Source organism: Mycobacterium sp. RTGN6 (assembly GCF_033804605.1).
Taxonomy (GTDB): domain Bacteria; phylum Actinomycetota; class Actinomycetes; order Mycobacteriales; family Mycobacteriaceae; genus Mycobacterium.
In genome coordinates, this window is record NZ_JAPZKZ010000004.1 from 368062 (window position 1) to 386616 (window position 18555).

16 protein-coding genes are annotated in these 18555 nt (G+C 66.7%); 9 read left to right on the forward strand and 7 right to left on the reverse strand.

The window, feature by feature from the left end:
* The first annotated feature begins 257 nt into the window (after positions 1–257).
* Positions 258–1286 carry an acyl-CoA dehydrogenase family protein gene (locus SLQ33_RS12630; protein ID WP_319454174.1) on the forward strand — a complete coding sequence of 343 codons (1029 nt, stop codon included), beginning with the start codon at positions 258–260 and terminating at the stop codon, positions 1284–1286.
* 6 nt (positions 1287–1292) lie between these two features.
* On the opposite strand, the gene SLQ33_RS12635 is transcribed toward SLQ33_RS12630, so the two are convergent.
* Positions 1293–2027, reverse strand: coding sequence for a hypothetical protein (locus SLQ33_RS12635; RefSeq protein WP_319454175.1), 735 nt, complete (start codon positions 2025–2027; stop codon positions 1293–1295).
* 43 nt (positions 2028–2070) lie between these two features.
* The gene (locus SLQ33_RS12640; protein WP_319454176.1) at positions 2071–2436 is read right to left on the reverse strand and encodes an XRE family transcriptional regulator; all 366 of its coding nucleotides are present in this window, start codon (positions 2434–2436) and stop codon (positions 2071–2073) included.
* A 136-nt stretch (positions 2437–2572) separates the two neighbouring features.
* On the opposite strand from SLQ33_RS12640, the gene SLQ33_RS12645 reads away from it, so the two are divergent.
* Both SLQ33_RS12645 and ileS read left to right on the forward strand, forming a co-directional pair.
* Complete coding sequence (locus tag SLQ33_RS12645; RefSeq protein ID WP_319454177.1) at positions 2573–3196, forward strand: hypothetical protein; 624 nt, start codon at positions 2573–2575, stop codon at positions 3194–3196.
* A 242-nt stretch (positions 3197–3438) separates the two neighbouring features.
* Entirely contained in the window at positions 3439–6582 is a 3144-nt protein-coding gene (gene ileS, locus SLQ33_RS12650) for an isoleucine--tRNA ligase (protein ID WP_319454178.1), read from the forward strand.
* Between the two features lie 16 nt (positions 6583–6598).
* Here ileS and SLQ33_RS12655 read toward each other — a convergent pair whose 3' ends face one another.
* Positions 6599–6823: an RNA-binding S4 domain-containing protein gene (locus SLQ33_RS12655; RefSeq protein ID WP_319454179.1), complete on the reverse strand. Its 225-nt coding sequence runs from the start codon at positions 6821–6823 to the stop codon at positions 6599–6601.
* 95 nt (positions 6824–6918) lie between these two features.
* Here SLQ33_RS12655 and SLQ33_RS12660 point away from each other — a divergent pair, with 95 nt between their 5' ends.
* Positions 6919–8271: a DNA polymerase IV gene (locus SLQ33_RS12660; protein WP_413467645.1), complete on the forward strand. Its 1353-nt coding sequence runs from the start codon at positions 6919–6921 to the stop codon at positions 8269–8271.
* Here SLQ33_RS12660 and SLQ33_RS12665 read toward each other — a convergent pair.
* Entirely contained in the window at positions 8236–9165 is a 930-nt protein-coding gene (locus SLQ33_RS12665; RefSeq protein WP_319454181.1) for an asparaginase, read from the reverse strand. The genes SLQ33_RS12660 and SLQ33_RS12665 overlap by 36 nt on opposite strands.
* A gap of 79 nt (positions 9166–9244) precedes the next feature.
* On the opposite strand from SLQ33_RS12665, the gene lspA reads away from it, so the two are divergent.
* From lspA to dnaE, 5 genes are all read left to right on the forward strand, one after another.
* Positions 9245–9868, forward strand: a complete 624-nt coding sequence (gene lspA / locus SLQ33_RS12670; protein ID WP_319454182.1) for a signal peptidase II — start codon at positions 9245–9247, stop codon at positions 9866–9868.
* The gene (locus SLQ33_RS12675) at positions 9865–10794 is read left to right on the forward strand and encodes an RluA family pseudouridine synthase (RefSeq protein WP_319454183.1); all 930 of its coding nucleotides are present in this window, start codon (positions 9865–9867) and stop codon (positions 10792–10794) included. The genes lspA and SLQ33_RS12675 overlap by 4 nt, the downstream gene beginning before the upstream one ends.
* Before the next feature lie 32 nt (positions 10795–10826).
* Positions 10827–11720, forward strand: a complete 894-nt coding sequence (gene rarD, locus SLQ33_RS12680; RefSeq protein ID WP_319454366.1) for an EamA family transporter RarD — start codon at positions 10827–10829, stop codon at positions 11718–11720.
* 96 nt (positions 11721–11816) lie between these two features.
* Entirely contained in the window at positions 11817–12461 is a 645-nt protein-coding gene (locus SLQ33_RS12685; protein ID WP_319454184.1) for a TetR/AcrR family transcriptional regulator, read from the forward strand.
* Positions 12462–12528: 67 nt separating this feature from the next.
* Positions 12529–16059, forward strand: coding sequence for a DNA polymerase III subunit alpha (dnaE, locus tag SLQ33_RS12690; protein WP_319454185.1), 3531 nt, complete (start codon positions 12529–12531; stop codon positions 16057–16059).
* 10 nt (positions 16060–16069) lie between these two features.
* Here dnaE and SLQ33_RS12695 read toward each other — a convergent pair whose 3' ends face one another.
* The 3 genes from SLQ33_RS12695 to SLQ33_RS12705 form a co-directional block, all read right to left on the reverse strand.
* Positions 16070–16903, reverse strand: coding sequence for a class I SAM-dependent methyltransferase (locus SLQ33_RS12695; protein WP_319454186.1), 834 nt, complete (start codon positions 16901–16903; stop codon positions 16070–16072).
* Between the two features lie 71 nt (positions 16904–16974).
* Positions 16975–17754 (reverse strand): DUF6498-containing protein, encoded by a 780-nt coding sequence (locus tag SLQ33_RS12700; protein WP_319454187.1) that lies wholly within the window; start codon positions 17752–17754, stop codon positions 16975–16977.
* A 48-nt stretch (positions 17755–17802) separates the two neighbouring features.
* A complete protein-coding gene (locus tag SLQ33_RS12705; protein WP_319454188.1) occupies positions 17803–18543 on the reverse strand; it encodes a hypothetical protein in 741 nt (246 codons plus the stop codon).
* Between the last annotated feature and the right edge of the window lie 12 nt (positions 18544–18555).

An 18555-nucleotide genomic window follows, 5' to 3' on the forward strand; every position in this document is an offset into this window, starting at 1 on the left:
TTGGTGGATGCTGCAAATCAATTGCTGTTCACCAGAATTCGATACCTTTGCCCCGATACCGTGGGTTGGATCTGAAAATACCAGCCGCGAGCAGCAGTTCGACGGGACTGGCGCCGAAGCCGACGTTCCGGCGAGGAGCTCCGTCCGCAGTAGCCGGAGCTGGTCGTGGTACATCGCTGCATGATCGGACGGACGACTCGCCCGCCGCCGAATCGGGAGTCCACACGGCAGTCGCGCCGACCGCTAGTGTCGTCGCCGTGACCGAGTCGCTGGTTGACCGCGCACGTGAGATTGCGGAATCGGTGCTGTTTCCTGCAGCACTCGACGTCGACGAGACCGGTGAGATCCCCGACACACACTGGCGCTCCCTTGCCGAAGTGGGGCTCTACGGAATCGCCGTCCCCGCACACCTCGGCGGGCCCGACCTCGGTTTCGGAGACCTCATCGAGATCCTCGAACTGATGGCCGCCGGCTGCCTGGCGACGGCGTTCACCTGGGTGCAGCACCACGGAATGCTCGCCGCGCTGTCGGCAACGACGAACACCGCGCTGCGCGACGAATTGCTACCCGACTTGGCCGCGGGGCGGACACGTGGCGGGGTGGCGTTCGCCGGCGCGGTGCCGGTGCCGCCCCGGATGCGCGCCGATCGCATCGATGGCGGGTGGCGCCTTGTCGGCCACGCTCCGTTCGTCAGCGGCTGGGGCGTCATCGACGTCATCCAGTTCTCGGCGGGGGACAACGCCTCCGGCGACATCGTGTCCGGCGTGCTGGCCGCAGAGGTGCAACCGGGCATCACGTCTGTGCAGGCGCAGTCGCTGTTCGTCGCGGACGCAACCAAGACGGTGTCGATCGACGTCGACGGACTCGTCATTCCGGACGACCGCGTGGTCAGCCGCGTGACGCGGGCTGACTTCATGGCCAATCAGAACTTCGGCTCCCGGCTCAACGGCACTCTTCCAATCGGAGTCGTGCGCCGTTGCATCGAGCTGCTCGACGATGGGGGTCGGCCCGATGCGGCGGAGCGTCTGCGCGCCGACGCGACCGCCGTGCGGGCCCGGCTGGATGCTGGGCTGGCCGATTCGGCGGCCCTGCTCGAGGCCCGCGCCGAGGCGGCTGAGTTGGCGGTGCGTGCCGCGGCCGCGGTGGTTGCGAACAGCGGGGGTCCGGCGCTGCTGAGGACGTCGCCAGCGCAACTAGTGGCCCGCGACGCGACCTTCACGCTGGTCGCGGCCAGTCGTCCGGAGTTGAAGCAGTCGTTGGTGCGGCGGTTCTCGACGTCCAGCTGAGCCAGATCAGTGGTTGGCTTTACTGAACCACTTGGTCTTGATGCGCCAAGAGTGCGCCGACGCCAGCGCGAAACCTGCGCCGCAGCCGCAGGCGAGGATCCAGACCAGGGTGCCGTTCTCGATGGGCTGCAGGGACGGTACGAACGACGTGGTGATGCGGACGACGCATGCGGCGATGCCGCTGACCGAGGCGACGAGGTAGACGTTGGCGATCTTGCGCGACCGCGGATCCTTGCGCAGCACCAGAAGGGCTCGTGAGCCATAGCCGAGCAAATAGATGAGCGTGCCGCACAGCAGCACCCAGTAGGCGGCCAGCCAGAAGTCGGTGGGCACCTCGAAGAAGTCGGCGCGGTAGACGTGGGCTCCGGCGCCGAAGGAGAAGGTAGCCAACAGAAGTGGAATGCACAGCGTGGCGGGCCGTTCCACGTACTGCTTGAAGGTCTGCTGCATCGCATGGTCGTCCTGCAGCCGGCCGAGTGCGTTGTAGACGATTGCCGAGGCGGCCACGATGTAGGCGTCGTGGCCGAGGTAGTCCTCGAGGTTCCACATGCCGGTGAGGCGATGCAGCCCATGTCCGATGGTCTCGGACGCCCAGGGTGACATCAGCAGTAGGGCGAGGCCCTGAAGGGCGATGTTGAGGGTGGCGGCAACCTCCCAGCGGCACGACCAGGTGACGCGACGAATCCACAGACTCCACGCGATGCACAAGAGCGTGATCGCGATGAGCACGGTGATCGTCATGGGTTGCCTTTGATCCGAGAGTCCAGCCGCAAGAATTCTACTGCTAAAGCGGCGGTGCGTCGGGGCGCGGAGCTAACTGGGACAGCTTGGGTCGCGAGACCTTCCTGACCTCGGTGCGTGGCTCGGTCGCGGTGGCTACGGAGAGGGGAGCGGACTCGAGGTAGCTCCACACTTCCTCGCGACTCATCAGACCGAACCTGACCTGCAGATCGGGGTAGCTGAGCGCGAACCTGTCGGCCACCTGCCGAAGCTCCTCGGCATTGGGGTAGTCAGGTTCCTTGATGCGGCGGTAGTACGTGCTACTCGACGTGCCAAGTGCGTCGTAGATCGCCTTGGCGTCGATGTCGCCATCGAGCAGGTAGTCGAGCAGCGCCTTTAGCTGTCTGCCGTTCTCATCGGTACGTGGCACCGCTACACAATAGCGGTGTTTTCCCGTCATTGGGCAGTAGCAACCGCAAAAGGGTGTGCGGACCCTTTATTGACACCGGCGTCACAGTTTTGGCAGATGTGTCCCATTTTTGGGACATCGGTGTAGCTTGGTCACCATGATGCGCGCAAACTTGCATTTGACTGACTACGACGCCACCGGGCTACCCGGCGCCGACGACTTGGGCAGGCACTCGGCCACGCTGTCGAGTGTGCTCACCCAGGAACTCGAGGGTGCGGCCACCGCAACGGGCTTGACCTGCGAAGAGATCCTGCTGGCCGCGCTCGGCCGCGCAATCCAACGGACCATCGGCGACGGATTCGTCGCCGTCGACGTGGCCCGCGAGGCCAACGCCAGCTACCCAGTGGCACTTGCCTGCGTTGGACCCGACCGGATGCCTGCCACCGACATGCTGGCCAGCGTTCACCACTCGCTGGCCGCTCTGTCCGCCCAGCGCATGTTGCGTCCGGTCCCCGAGGATCCGGGCACGGACCCGATGTCGGACGTGCTGTTCGCCTACGGCGTCCCGATGGCTCGGCCGGCACGGTTCGGCCACTTCCTCGAAGTCCACGCGCACGTAGCCGGAACCGAGTTGGCGCTGGAGTGGTGGTACGACACCCGCAGCTTCGAGCCGTACACCGTGCAGGAGCTCGCCGAACAGTTCCCGTACGCCATGATCGAGCTGACGTCCGAGGCCGCACCGCCGATCCTGGCCACCGCCGAACTGGCGGCCGCGTACTGACCGAAGGCCGACACCTCTAGAATCGTCGGCAACGGCGTCGATCCGGCCATCACCGGGGAGCCTTCGGAAGAACGGTCGTGGCATCCGCCCGGCCCACTAGAACCGAACGGTCGGGCCCGTCACCGCCCGCAGTCGAGCGGCGCACCGTCGGTGCGCAAGCGGGGTGGTACCGCGGCACTCGCGCAACCTGCGCGTCGTCGTCCCCGTGCCTGAACGAACCTGGGCACAGGAGACCACGAGCGATGAGCGCCTACCCCAAGCCGGCGAGCGGAGCCCCCAGCTTCCCGGAACTGGAAACCGAAGTGCTCGACTACTGGGAGCGCGACGGGACCTTCCGCGCCAGCATCGACCGCCGCGACGGCGCGAAGGAATTCGTCTTCTACGACGGTCCGCCCTTTGCGAACGGCCTGCCGCACTACGGTCACCTGCTCACCGGCTATGTCAAGGACATCGTGCCGCGCTACCAAACCATGCGCGGCTACAAGGTGGAGCGCCGATTCGGCTGGGACACCCATGGGTTGCCCGCCGAACTCGAGGTGCAGCGCCAGCTCGGCATCACCGAGAAGAGCCAGATCGAAGCGCTCGGCATCGACAAGTTCAACGAGGCGTGTCGTGCGTCGGTGCTGAAGTACACCCAGGAGTGGCGGGCGTACGTGACCCGTCAGGCGCGGTGGGTCGACTTCGACAATGACTACAAGACGCTGGATCCCAGCTTCATGGAGTCGGTGCTCTGGGCGTTCAAGCAGTTGTGGGACAAGGGGTTGGCCTACGAGGGCTACCGAGTATTGCCGTACTGCTGGAACGACGAGACCCCGCTGTCCAGCCACGAGCTGCGCATGGACGATGACGTCTACCAGTCGCGTCAGGACCCCGCGCTGACCGTCGGGTTCCAAGTTGCCGCTGGAGAACTGGCCGGCGCGTACCTGCTCGTCTGGACCACGACCCCGTGGACGCTGCCGTCCAACCAGGCGGTCGCGGTCAACCCCGACGTCGACTACGTGGTGGTGGAGGTCGACGGCAAGCGGTTCATCCTGGCGGCGGCGCGGTTGGCCGCCTACGCCCGCGAACTCGGTGAGGAGCCGACAGTGGTCGGCTCCTATTCCGGCCGACAGCTGCTCGGCACCGGCTATCTGCCGCCATTCCCGTACTTCATGGACTCGCCCAACGCCTTTCGCGTGTTGCCCGCCGAGTTCGTCAGCACCGAGGACGGCACCGGCATCGTGCACCTCGCGCCCGCCTACGGCGAGGACGACAAGACGACCGCCGATGCCGCCGACATCGTCGCCGTCACCCCGGTCGACTCCAAGGGCCGCTTCGATGCGACCGTGCCGGACTACGCGGGCCAGCACGTGTTCGACGCCAACCCCCAGATCATCCGGGACCTCAAGAACGGCACCGGCCCGGCGGCCACCAACGCGCCGGTGCTGCTGCGGCACGAGACCTACGACCACTCCTATCCGCACTGTTGGCGGTGCCGGAATCCGCTCATCTACCGGGCGGTGTCGTCGTGGTTCATCAAGGTCACCGAGTTCCGGGACCGCATGGTCGAGCTCAACCAGCAGATCACCTGGTACCCGGAGCACGTCAAGGACGGCCAGTTCGGCAAGTGGCTGCAGGGTGCGCGAGACTGGTCGGTCTCGCGAAACCGGTACTGGGGCAGCCCCATTCCGGTGTGGAAGTCCGACGACCCGACGTATCCGCGCCTCGACGTGTACGGCAGCCTCGACGAACTGGAGCGGGACTTCGGCGTGCGCCCGGTTGATCTGCACCGGCCCTACATCGACGAGCTGACCCGGCCGAATCCCGACGATCCCACCGGCCAGTCGACGATGCGCCGCATCGAGGACGTGTTCGACGTCTGGTTCGACTCCGGCTCGATGCCGTACGCGCAGGTGCATTATCCATTCGAGAACCAGAAGTGGTTCGACGGCGTCAGCGGTGATGGGAACGCATCCGGGGTGGATGCCCACAATCCCGCCGACTTCATCGTCGAATACATCGGCCAGACCCGCGGCTGGTTCTATCTGCTGCACGTCCTTGCCACCGCCCTGTTCGACCGGCCCGCGTTCAAGACGTGCGTGTCCCACGGCATCGTGCTGGGTAGCGACGGGCAGAAGATGAGCAAGTCGCTGCGCAACTATCCCGACGTGAACGAGGTCTTCGACCGCGACGGCTCGGACGCGATGCGCTGGTTCCTGATGGCGTCGCCCATCCTGCGCGGGGGGAACCTGGTGGTCACCGAGCCGGGCATTCGCGACGGCGCGCGCCAGGTGCTGCTGCCGTTCTGGAACGCCTACACCTTCCTGACGCTGTACGCGCCCAAGAAGGGGACGTGGCGCACCGACTCGGCCAACGTGCTGGACCGTTACATCCTCGCGAAGCTCGCCGCGCTGCGCGACGACCTCACCGAGTCGCTGGACGTGTGCGACATCTCGCGAGCCTGCGACGAACTTCGGCAGTTCACCGAGGCACTCACCAATTGGTATGTGCGACGGTCGCGTTCGAGGTTCTGGGAAGAGGACGCCGACGCCGTCGACACCCTGCACACGGTGTTGGAGGTGACGGGCCGGCTGGCCGCGCCACTGCTGCCGCTCATCGCCGAGGTGATCTGGCGTGGCGTCACGGGCGAACGGTCCGTGCACCTGACGGACTGGCCCGAGCCAGGCGAGGTACCGGCCGACCCGGACCTGGTGGCCGCCATGGACCAGGTTCGCGACGTGTGTTCTGCGGCGTCGTCACTGCGCAAGGCCAACAAGTTGAGGGTGCGCCTTCCGCTGCCGAAACTCACTGTTGCAGTGGAGGATCCGGATGCATTGCGGCCGTTCGTTGAGCTCATCACCGACGAGCTCAACGTGAAGCGCGTCGAGTTGTCCAACGACATCGACGCCTACGGTCGCTTCGAGTTGACGGTCAACGCCCGCACGGCTGGGCCACGGTTGGGCAAGGACGTTCAGGCGGCGATCAAGGCGGTCAAGGCCGGAGCTGGTGTGGTGAATCCGGACGGCACGCTCACTGCGGGTCCAGCGACGCTTCTGCCAGAGGAATACTCCTCGAAACTGGTTGCGGCGGAACCTGAGTGGACCGCGTCGTTGCCAGACGGGGCCGGATTGGTGGTGCTCGACGGAACGGTGACGCCCGAGCTCGAAGCCGAAGGCTGGGCCAAGGACCGCATCCGCGAGCTTCAGGAGCTGCGCAAGTCCACCGGCCTCGACGTGTCCGACCGGATCCGCGTCGTCATCGCGGTACCCGCCGAGCGGGAGGCGTGGGCACGCACGCACGCCGACCTGATCGCCGGCGAGATCCTGGCGACCAGCTTCGAGTTCGGTGAGCCCGCCGACGCGGTGGAACTCGGCGACGGCGTGAAGGTCGCGATCGTCAAGGCGTGACGGCTGACCGCCGCGCTCACTCCTCGGTGACGCGCGCGGTCTGCTCGCCGATCGACACGGTGTCTCCGCTGCGCAACTGTCGCCCTCTTCGGAGTTCGACCTCGCCGTTGACCGTGACCTCGCCGTCGGCGATCACGCCCTTGGCTTCCGAGCCGCTTTCGATCAGATCCGCGAGCTTCAGGAACTGGCCGAGACGAATCGATCCGCCTCGGATCGGCACCTCACGGCCCTGCTGCGTCATGAACGTCAGGCTAGCGGCTTAGCATCACGGTGGTGACCTCCGTCGACGCTCGAGCCGGTGCGCAACCGGCGGGCCGGTGGGTGCTGCACTTCGACATGGACGCCTTCTTCGCGTCCGTCGAGCAACTCACCCGCCCGACGCTGCGGGGCAGGCCCGTCCTGGTCGGCGGGCTCGGTGGACGTGGCGTCGTCGCGGGTGCCAGCTACGAATCGCGCGTGTTCGGCGCCCGCTCGGCGATGCCGATGCACCAGGCCCGCAAGCTGGTTGGTGCGCCCGCGGTCGTGCTGCCCCCACGCGGTGCCGTCTACGGGGCGGCCAGCGGGCGCGTGCTGGACACCGTGCGGGCAGTCGTTCCGGTACTCGAGCAGTTGTCGTTCGACGAGGCATTTGGGGAGCCCGCCGAACTCGTCGGGGCAGACGCGCAGGACGTCGAGCGGTTCTGCGAACACCTGCGCGCCAGGGTGCGCGCCGAGACCGGCTTGGTGGCCTCGGTCGGGGCGGGCTCGGGCAAGCAGCTCGCCAAGATCGCGTCCGGGCTGGCCAAACCGGACGGCATTCGCGTCGTGCGCCGTGACGAGGAAGCGACGCTGCTCGCCGCGCTCCCGGTGCGTCGGCTGTGGGGGATCGGACCGGTGGCCGAGGAGCGGCTTCACCGCCTCGGCATCGACACCGTCGGGGCACTCGCGGCGCTAGCGGAGTCCGAGGTGGCCGACGTGCTCGGGACGGCGGTCGGGCTGGCACTTCACAAGCTGGCCAAGGGAATCGACGACCGACCGGTCGCCGAGCGGTCCAGCTCGAAGCAGATCAGCGCGGAGTCCACGTTCGCCGAGGATCTGACCACACTCGACCAGCTTCGCGACGCTATCGGCCCGATCGGTGAGCACGCGCACCGCCGACTGGAACACGATGGCCGCGGCGCGCGCACGGTGACCGTCAAGTTGAAGAAGTCCGACATGAGCACCCTGACCCGCTCGGCCACCCTGCCGTACGCAACGGCCGAGCCGGCGACCTTGATCGCGACCGCCCGCCGGTTGTTGCTCGACCCCATCGAGATCGGTCCGATCCGCCTCGTCGGCGTCGGGTTCTCCGGGTTGTCCGACGTCAGGCAGGAATCGCTGTTTCCCGACCTCGACCAGGTCTTCGAGGCCTCCGACAGCCACCACACGGGTCCCGCGGTCGCGGCGCCACCGGTGGCCTCGGGGTGGCGCATCGGCGACGACGTCACGCACGCGCAGTTCGGGCACGGCTGGGTGCAGGGTGCGGGTCACGGCGTGATGAGCGTGCGGTTCGAGACGCGCGCTAGCGGCCCCGGGGTGATGCGCACGTTCGCCGACGACATCGCCGACGTGCAGCGGGCCGACCCCCTCGACAGCCTCGACTGGCCGGAGTACGTCGCAGCGTGGATCGCGCGGTCAGCCCCAGCTGGCGAAGACGTCGGCGACGGGTGAACCAACCGCCAGCGCGGCCATCATCAACACTCGGGCTTGAGCGGGCCGCAGGCTCGGCACCACCACCGCACCCGCGTCGACCAGTGCCCGCCCTGGCCCGTACCTGGCGGTGACCGTCGCGCCGGGTACCCGAGTCGAGATCGCGACCGCCACCCCGTTGCGTTGGCAGCGCTTCACGCCGTCGACCACGGCGTCGGGCGCGTTGCCCGAACCCAGGGCCTCCAGCACGATGCCGCGCGCACCGGCCGCCACGCACGCGTCCATGGCCACGGCGTCACTGCCCGCGAACACCGCGACCACGTCCACCCGGGGCGCGTCCCCGGCGGCCGCACTTCCGAGGAAGGGCCGCCGCTTCGCCGCATTGATCGTCACGTGACCCCCCTCGACCCTGCCGAGCGCGGACCCGCTGAACTGCGCGCCCGTCTTCGTCAATCCGAGCGGTTGCCACACGGTGCCTGCGAAGCCGACCAGCACGCCGAGGTCACGGACGGCTGGGCTCGCGGCCACCGCCAGCGCGTCGACGAGATTGCCCGGGCCGTCGGGATCGGGCTCGTCGCTGGTACGCATTGCACCGGTCAGGACGACGGGCGTCGACCCGGCGTAGGTCGCGTCGAGCCAGAGGGCGGTCTCCTCCATGGTGTCGGTGCCGTGGGTGATCACCACGCCGTCCGCACCAGCGCTCACCGCCGCCCGTGCCGCGGCGCTGATCCGATCCCAGTCGCTGGGCGTCAGCCTGCTGCTATCCACGGCCGCGAGGTCGACGACGTCGACGTCGAAGTGAGCGTCGAGGCCCGTGACGAGATCGGCTCCCGTTTGCGTCGGACGTGCGACGCCGTCGGTGCCGGTGCTCGTCGCGATGGTGCCTCCGGTGGTGATGACGACGACGCGGCTCATGCGGCGATTGTTCACCATGGGGATGAGCTACCGCGGGCGGGAGCGGAGCCGCCCAGGCAGTGTTTGGGATGATGGACCAGTGACTGACGAAACGACCGACTCGACCGAGGCGACGACCACGGACGAGACAGCCGAACCGCAGCCGCGGCGTCGGCTGAGGTTGTTGATCTCGGTCGCTGCCGTCGTGCTGGCGCTCGACGTCGTGACCAAGGTGCTTGCCGTCGCGCTGCTGACGCCCAATCAGCCCGTGTCGATCATCGGTGACACCGTGACCTGGACGCTGGTGCGAAATCCGGGAGCGGCGTTCTCCATGGCCACCGGGTACACCTGGGCGCTGACGCTGATCGCCACGGGTGTGGTGTTCGGGATCGTATGGATGGGCCGCAGGTTGGTGTCCCCGTGGTGGGCGCTCGGGCTCGGCATGATTCTCGGCGGCGCGCTCGGAAACCTGGTGGACCGATTCTTCCGCTGGCCCGGGCCGCTGCAAGGGCACGTGATCGACTTCCTGTCCATCGGCTGGTGGCCGGTGTTCAACGTGGCCGACCCCGCGGTGGTCGGCGGGGCGATCCTGCTGGTCGGTTTGTCGTTGTTCGGATACGACTTCGACGTGGCGGGACGGCGCCGGCCCGGCGCCGAGGAGGCGGCTGAACCAGCCGCGGCCCAGAAGGCGGCGAAACTCGAGCCCGACGCCGAGCCGGAGTGACGACCCGCTCGATGCCGGTTCCCGAGGGGCTGGCCGGCATGCGCATCGATGCGGGGCTCTCCCGGCTGCTCGGGCTGTCGCGGACGGCTGCGGCGACGATCGCCGAACAGGGCGGCGTTGAGCTGGATGGCGTCGCCGTCGGCAAGTCGGACCGATTGACTGCTGGGGCGTGGCTCGAAGTCCAGTTGCCCGAAGAGCCTGCGCCACTTGAGAATCCCGTGGTGGACGTCGAGGGCATGACGATTCTCTACTCGGACGCCGACATCGTCGCGGTGGACAAGCCGGCCGGCGTGGCCGCCCATGCGTCGCAGGGCTGGACGGGCCCCACTGTGCTCGGTGGATTGGCGGCGGCCGGCTTCCGGATCTCCACGTCGGGTGTCCACGAGCGGCAGGGCATCGTGCACCGGCTCGACGCCGGAACCTCGGGCGTCATGGTGGTGGCGATTTCCGAACGCGCGTACACGCTGCTCAAGCGTGCGTTCAAGGCACGCACTGTGGACAAGCGCTATCACGCGTTGGTGCAAGGTCATCCGGACCCGTCCAGCGGAACCATCGACGCACCGATCGGTCGGCATCGTGGGCACGACTGGAAGTTCGCCGTGACGGAGCAGGGCCGCCACAGCATCACGCACTACGACACCCTCGAGGCACACCAGGCGGCCAGCCTGCTCGACGTGCATCTCGAAACGGGTCGCACCCACCAGATCCGGGTTCACTTCGCGGCGTTGCACCACCCCTGCTGCGGCGACCTGACCTACGGCGCGGACCCGACCTTGGCGAAAAGGCTTGGGCTGGAACGTCAATGGCTCCATGCGCGGTCGCTTGCCTTCGCCCATCCCGCCGACGGTCGGCGCGTCGAGTTCACCAGCCCCTACCCGGCCGACCTCCAGCACGCGCTCGACCTGTTGCGCAGCCACGAACTGTGAAGATGGCAGCAGCACCCACCCAGCGGTCGGGCATGCTGTTCGGCGTCGGGGCGTTCACCTGCTGGGGGTTGTTTCCCGGCTTCTTCCCGCTGTTGCTTCCCGCGGGCTCCCTCGAGGTGCTCGCGCACCGCATCGTCTGGAGCGCCGTCAGCCTGGCGCTGGTGCTGGTGGTGACCCGCCGGTTCGGGGACCTGCGCAGGCTGACCGGCCGCACCTGGCTGCTGCTGACGGCGGCGTCGGCGCTGATCGCGCTGAACTGGGGCGTCTACATCTACGCGGCGACGCACGGCCACGTCGTCGACGCCGCCCTTGGGTACTTCATCAACCCCCTCGTCACCGTGGCGCTGGGCGTGGTGGTGTTCCGCGAACGCATCGGACGGTGGCAACTCGTCGCACTCGTGATCGCCGTGGCGGCGGTCGTGGTGTTGACCGTCGGGGTGGGGGCGCCGCCCTACATCGCCGTCGCGCTTGCTGTGTCGTTCGCGCTCTACGGACTGGTGAAGAAGGTGGTGGTGGCTGATCCCCGGGTCAGCGTGGCCGTCGAGACCTTTCTGGCGTTGCCGCTGGCAGGCGGCTACCTGATCACCCTCGAGGTGCTGGGACACGGCCACTTCGTCAACTACGGAACGACGCACGCGGTGTTGCTGTTGTTGGCAGGTCCCGTCACGGCCGTCCCGTTGCTGCTCTTCGCTGCGGCCGCGCAACGGTTGCCGTTGGTGACCATCGGGCTGCTGTTCTACCTGAACCCGGCCCTGCAGATGGCGTGGGGCGTGGTGATCGGTCACGAGCCGATGCCCACGGCCCGGTGGATCGGCTTCGGACTGATCTGGGTGGCGCTGGCGGTGATGATGGTCGACGCGGTGCGTAAGAAGCCCGTCGCGGAACCCGTGGGCGATGTCGGGCACCTGCCGTCGCGAAGCATCTGAACGAACGTTTGCGGGCATGCACTAGTTGACCACTTAGTAGCAATGCAATACGGTTTGCCAGGCGGGGTCAGGTCACCTCGCTTGTGAGGTCTGGACATGCCGCAACTAGATGGTCACGCGCTGCCTCGTCGGCGCCGGGGACGCCCCGTCGGCTCGGATTCGGCCGAGACGCGGAATCGCATCCTGCGCGCGGCGCGGCAGGTCATCAACGAACGGGGCTATCAAGCCGCGACGTTCCAGGCCATCGCCATCACCGCGGGGCTGAGCAGGCCCACGCTGCACTACTACTTCGCGACCCGCGAGGAGATCTTCGAGACCCTGGTCGGCGAGGCCAACTACGTCATCGCGGACTGCATTGCCAAGGCGCAGCGATACGGGACGCTCGTCGAACAGTTGTCGGCGCTCGTCGCGGCCATCCACGAAGCCGACTATCGCGACCGGTCCACCTTCGCCTTCCTGGTGAGCGCAAGACTCGAGGCCAGCCGCAACCCCGAACTGTCGTCGCACGGTGACACCGAGATGCGAAACTTTCTCACCACGCTGGTCGCGGAGGCGGTCGCGCGTGGCGAGCTTCGCGCGGACATCGCGCAGGTGGCCGTCGTCGACATGCTGCATTCGATGCTGTGGGGAGTCGGCTTCTATGCCGGGTTCGTCGACGATGCCGCCGACATGTTCGTGATAACCAAGCAACTCAGCAAGGTGTTCTCAGAAGGCTTGCTGGGCACGTTGCGCGTGCCCTGAAACTTCTCCCGACACGTACCGCGACACGCCGAAGAGTGTCAGAGCGCGGCCATAGACTGGCGTCCCTATGAGCAAGTCGTTCGTGCACCTCCACAACCACACCGAATACTCGATGCTGGACGGTGCAGCCAAGGTCAAGCCGATGCTGGCCGAGGCGCAACGGCTGGAGATGCCCGCGATCGGCATGACCGACCACGGCAACATGTTCGGGGCCAGCGAGTTCTACAACGGCGCAACCGAAGTGGGCATCACGCCCATCATCGGTGTGGAGGCCTACATCGCCCCGGCATCGCGGTTCGACACCAAGCGCATCTTGTGGGGCGATCCAAGCCAGAAGGGCGACGACGTCTCGGGTAGTGGCTCGTACACCCACATGACGATGGTCGCGGAGAACGCCACCGGGCTGCGCAACCTCTTCAAGCTTTCGTCGCGCGCATCCTTCGAGGGGCAGTTGGGCAAGTGGTCTCGGATGGACGCCGAGATCATCACCGAACACGCGGCAGGCATCATCGCCACCACCGGCTGCCCGTCGGGCGAGGTGCAGACCCGGCTGCGGCTCGGCCACGAGCGTGAGGCGCTGGAGTCGGCGGCCAAGTGGCGCGAGATCTTCGGGCCCGAGAACTACTTCCTCGAATTGATGGACCACGGCATCGAGATCGAGCGCCGCGTCCGCGAGGGGCTGCTCGACATCGGACGCAAGCTCGGTATCCCGCCGCTGGCCACCAACGACTGCCACTACGTCACCAAGGAGGCCTCGCGCAACCACGAGGCGCTGCTGTGCGTGCAGACGGGCAAGACGCTGTCGGATCCGACCCGGTTCAAGTTCGACGGTGACGGCTACTACCTGAAGTCGGCCGCGGACATGCGCGCGATGTGGGACGACGAGGTTCCCGGAGCGTGCGACTCGACGCTGTTGATCGCCGAACGCGTCCAGTCGTACGCCGAGGTGTGGACGCCTGCCGACCGGATGCCGATCTTCCCGGTGCCCGAGGGGCACGACCAGGCGTCGTGGTTGCAGCACGAGGTGAGCGCCGGGTTGCAGCGCCGTTTCCCGGGTGGCGCCCCAGCCGACTACGTCGAGCGGGCCGAGTACGAGATCGAAGTGATCTGCGACAAGGGCTACCCGTCGTACTTCCTCATCGTCGCGGACCTCATCAACTACGCACGGTCCGTCGACATCCGGGTGGGTCCCGGTCGCGGTTCGGCCGCCGGGTCGCTGGTGGCGTACGCGCTCGGCATCACGAACATCGACCCGATCACGTACGGACTGCTGTTCGAACGGTTCCTCAACCCCGAGCGCGCGTCGATGCCCGACATCGACATCGACTTCGACGATCGCCGCCGCGGCGAGATGCTTCGCTACGCCGCCAACAAGTGGGGTAGCGACCGCGTCGCTCAGGTCATCACCTTCGGCACCATCAAGACCAAGGCGGCACTGAAGGATTCGGCGCGGGTCAATTACGGCCAGCCCGGCTTCGCCATCGCCGACCGAATCACCAAGGCGCTTCCGCCTGCCGTCATGGCCAAGGACATCCCGCTGTCGGGCATCACCGACTCGAGCCACGAGCGCTACAAGGAAGCCGCCGAGGTCCGCGCGCTCATCGAGACCGACCCGGACGTGCGCACCATCTACGAGACGGCGCGCGGGCTCGAGGGGCTGGTCCGCAACGCCGGCGTCCACGCTTGCGCGGTGATCATGAGTTCCGAGCCGCTCGTTGATGCGATCCCGCTGTGGAAGCGTCCGCAGGACGGCGCCATCATCACCGGCTGGGACTACCCGTCGTGCGAGGCCATCGGCCTGCTCAAGATGGACTTCCTCGGGCTGCGAAACCTGACGATCATCGGTGACTGCATCGAGAACATCAAGGCCAACAGGGGAATCGACCTCGATCTCGACGCGGTGCCGCTCGACGACCCGGATGCATACGCGCTGCTGTCGCGCGGTGACACACTCGGCGTGTTCCAGCTCGACGGTGGCCCGATGCGCGATCTGCTTCGGCGCATGCAGCCGACGGGATTCGAGGACGTCGTCGCCGTCATTGCGCTCTACCGGCCAGGGCCGATGGGCATGAACGCCCACAACGACTACGCGGATCGCAAGAACGGCCGTCAGGCGATCAGGCCGATCCACCCCGAACTCGAGGAGCCGCTGCGCGAGATCCTGGCCGAGACGTACGGCCTGATCGTCTACCAAGAGCAGATCATGCGCATCGCGCAGAAGGTGGCGGGTTATTCGCTCGCTCGAGCCGACATTCTCCGCAAGGCCATGGGCAAGAAGAAGCGCGAGGTGCTGGAGAAGGAGTTCGAGGGCTTCTCCGAAGGCATGAAGGCCAACGGCTTCTCCGCGGCGGCCGTAAAGGCGTTGTGGGACACGGTGCTTCCCTTCGCGGACTACGCGTTCAACAAGTCGCACGCCGCGGGGTACGGCCTGGTGTCGTACTGGACTGCATACCTGAAGGCCAACTTTCCCGCCGAGTACATGGCGGGGCTGCTCACGTCGGTGGGCGACGACAAGGACAAGGCGGCCGTCTATCTGTCGGACTGCCGCAGGCTCGGCATCACCGTCTTGCCGCCGGACGTCAACGAGTCCGCGCACAACTTCGCCTCGGTGGGGGCCGACATCCGGTTCGGGTTGGGCGCGGTGCGCAACGTCGGCGCGAACGTCGTTGCCTCCCTGATCAACACGCGCACCGCCAAGAGCAAATACGCCGACTTCTCGGACTACCTCAACAAGATCGACATCACCGCGTGCAACAAGAAGGTGACGGAGTCGCTGATCAAGGCGGGGGCGTTCGACTCGCTCGGGCATCCCCGCAAGGGCCTGTTCCTCATCCACACCGATGCGGTCGAGTCGGTGCTCGGCACCAAGAAGGCCGAGGCGATGGGCCAGTTCGATCTGTTCGGCGGCGCCGACATCGCCACCGACTCGGTGTTCACCATCAAGGTGCCCGACGAGGAGTGGGACGACAAGCACAAACTCGCGATCGAGCGAGAGATGTTGGGACTGTACGTGTCCGGGCATCCGCTCAACGGGGTGGCCCACCTGCTCGCCGCCCAGGTCGACACCCACATCCCGGCCATCCTCGACGGCGACGTGCTAAACGAATCGCAGGTGCGTGTCGGCGGCATTCTGGCCGGGGTCGAGCGCCGCGTGAACAAGAACGGAATGCCCTGGGCCTCAGCGCAGTTGGAGGACCTCACTGGCGGCATCAGGGTCAACATCTTTGCCCACGTGTACTCGCAGTTCGGCGCCGAGATCGCCGACGACGCAATCGTGGTGATGGGTGGCAAGGTTCGCATCGAGGAGGACCGAGTGTCGTTGATGGTCAACGACATCGTGGTGCCCGACTTCTCCAACGCACAGGTGGACCGGCCGGTGGCGGTGAGCTTGCCCACCAGGCAGTGCACGGCTGAGAAGGTGAGCGCGCTCAAGCAGATCCTGGCGAGTCACCCTGGAATGGCCCAGGTTCAGCTTCGGCTGATCAGCGGCGAGCGGATCACCACCCTGGAACTCGACCAGTCACTGCGCGTCACGCCGTCGTCGGCATTGATGGGCGATCTGAAGGCGTTGTTGGGCCCCGGCTGCCTGGGCGCGTAACGCCGGCCGCTCAGAACGCGTAACGCAGGACTCGTCCGTGGCGCGCGCCGGACTTGGACATCCCGGCGACCCTGGTGGCGATCCGCAGCCACGCCGGGAACAGCTCGACCTCCGGCGCATGTGCCAAGCTGGCCTCCTCGATCAGCTTCATCCGCGGATTCCAGGTTTCGGGATGGTGGGCGTCCTTGAATCCTTGGTAGCCCCACTGACTTCCGACGTCCTTGAACATCTTCTGCGGGTAGAGCTTGATCACGGTTCTACTGACCCACCCGATGCCGCCGTAGTCGTTGAACGTCAGCTCGCCAGTGCCGAAGTGGTCGGTGATGCGGCGGAAGATCGCGGCGATCGCCGGCTCGGTGAGAAAGGCGAACAGCCCGTCGGCGACGAGGATCGTCGGCCGGTCGTCGGCGATGGTGTCGGGCCAGTGGTCGTCGGCCAGCGACGCCGGCACCGAATGCGAGCGCGGGTCAGGTGGCAGTACTTCGTCGCGCAGCGCGGTGATGCCGGGCAGGTCGACGCTGTACCAATCCACCGTCGGCGGCGGTGCGACGCGATAGTAGCCGCTGTCGAGGCCCGCCCCGAGGTCGACGACGACGGCGTCGGGGTGGCGGGTGATGAAGTCGAGCACCCGGTCGTCGAGCATCTTGGCGCGCAACGCCGTCTGGCACACGACGCTCGTCTGTACACCGAGGCCGGCGAAGTCGTAGTCGATCTTGCCGACCACCTCGTTGGCAAGTGAATCGCCGAGGATCGGCCGCTGCCATTGGCTGTCCAATGCCCTCGCGTATTCGGTGAGAAACGCAGTCTGCTCGATTGGTGTCAGTTGTGCGGTGGCAAGCCCCATGAATGCCAACGTACTCCTTCTTCAAGGCTGAACATTTGGCCCAAAACGTTCAGCGCCCTGGCGATTTCGAGTCACGCGGCGGGGCGGCGTCCGGTCCACGGCTGTTCGTTTTTGACGCGCCGGTCGGCTTCTTCGGCGCGGTCCTTGGCCCAGGCGTCCTCGAAGTTCTCGCCGGTTCGCACGTTCGGCAGGCGCGTCATCATCCGGTTGAGCCAACGTGGCGGGGTGGCCGGTTCCCACTGTGGCAGCGCCAAGGAAAGGGCGTAGAGGGTCTTGAGGACGACGAAGACACCGAATAGGGCATCGGGCGCTCCGCTGATGGCTACGGCTAGCAGACCGAATATCAACGTGAGGTGGACGACGACGACGCGTCCGAGACCGCGGTGAGCGGTCTGCTCGAGCTGCAGGAAGGACCAGTTGCGCAGACTGAGTAGGTCCACGACGAACTCGAGGATCAGGATGGCGAGCACGATTGCGCACCCGCGACCAACGCTGCGCCAGTCGACGTCCGCGATGCCTCGCTCGCCTTGGTGGTTGAGCAGGAACAGAATTACTCCGAGGAAGATGGCGTGTGCCGCGCAGAAGACGAGACTGGCGACGAGGAATCCTTTGACGAAGTAACTGTCAGAGCCGCGGCGGTCTCCGGCCGGTGGCTGGTAGTCGAAGTGTCCGCGCCGCGGACTCAGGCGTGCGTGGCCGACTACCCGGGCGGCAACGAACAGGCATGCCGCGACGTTCTCGAACCAATAGACCGCCAGTGTCGTGCCCGCAGACCAGTCCTCGGCGAACCAACCCACGACCGGGACGGCGTTGACCGCCAACAGCGCAAGGCGATGGACGATCGGGGTCACGACGCGGTGGCAGGACGAGTTTGACGCATGGGCCACATCGTCGCACGCTCAGCCCAAAACGTTCACCGCCCTTGCGATTACGAGCGCCAGCGTGGTGAACGAGACCATGGACTGGACGGTCATCATCGCTTTGGCCCAACGCGCCATCGGCATCGTGTCGGTGGGGGAGAACGCCACCACGTTGGTGAAGCTGACGTAGAGGTAGTCGAGGAACTCGGGGCGCCAATTCGGTGGCGCGAGTGTGCGGTCCGTCATCTGGGGGAACATGAAGTCCGGGTAGGGCCGCTCGCCTTCTCGGCGGACGAAGGGTCCACCGCGGTCCAACTCCCAGTACCAGATGCCGAAGACGATGACGTTGGTGATGTAGATGGCCGCTCCGCTGCCCAACAGCACTGCGGCCTGATTGCTGACCTCGCCCGACAGGATGCGGATGTCCAACACCACCGCCGACAACGTGTTGTCCACGGTGATGGCCGCCAGAAGCGTGTAGCTGGCCCATCTTCCGAACGTGGTCTGCCGCGACAGGCGTAACGGGTTGAGCACGACCAGCACCACGACGAGGAGGAGCTCCAAGGCGATCAGCGGCCAACGCGGCACGACGGTGTAGCTCTTCGGGATGGCGAGTTGGAGCACGATCGCGACGATCAGGGCGGTGAGTACCGGCAGCCTGCTCTCCGGGTCACCGGGGCGCAGCCACGACGGGATGTGGTGCTCGGCACCGGACGCCAGGCTTTCGGCGCGTTTGACGAACTGCTCGACCGGAGTCGGGCGATCAGGAATCTCGGCCATGAGCCCAGTGTG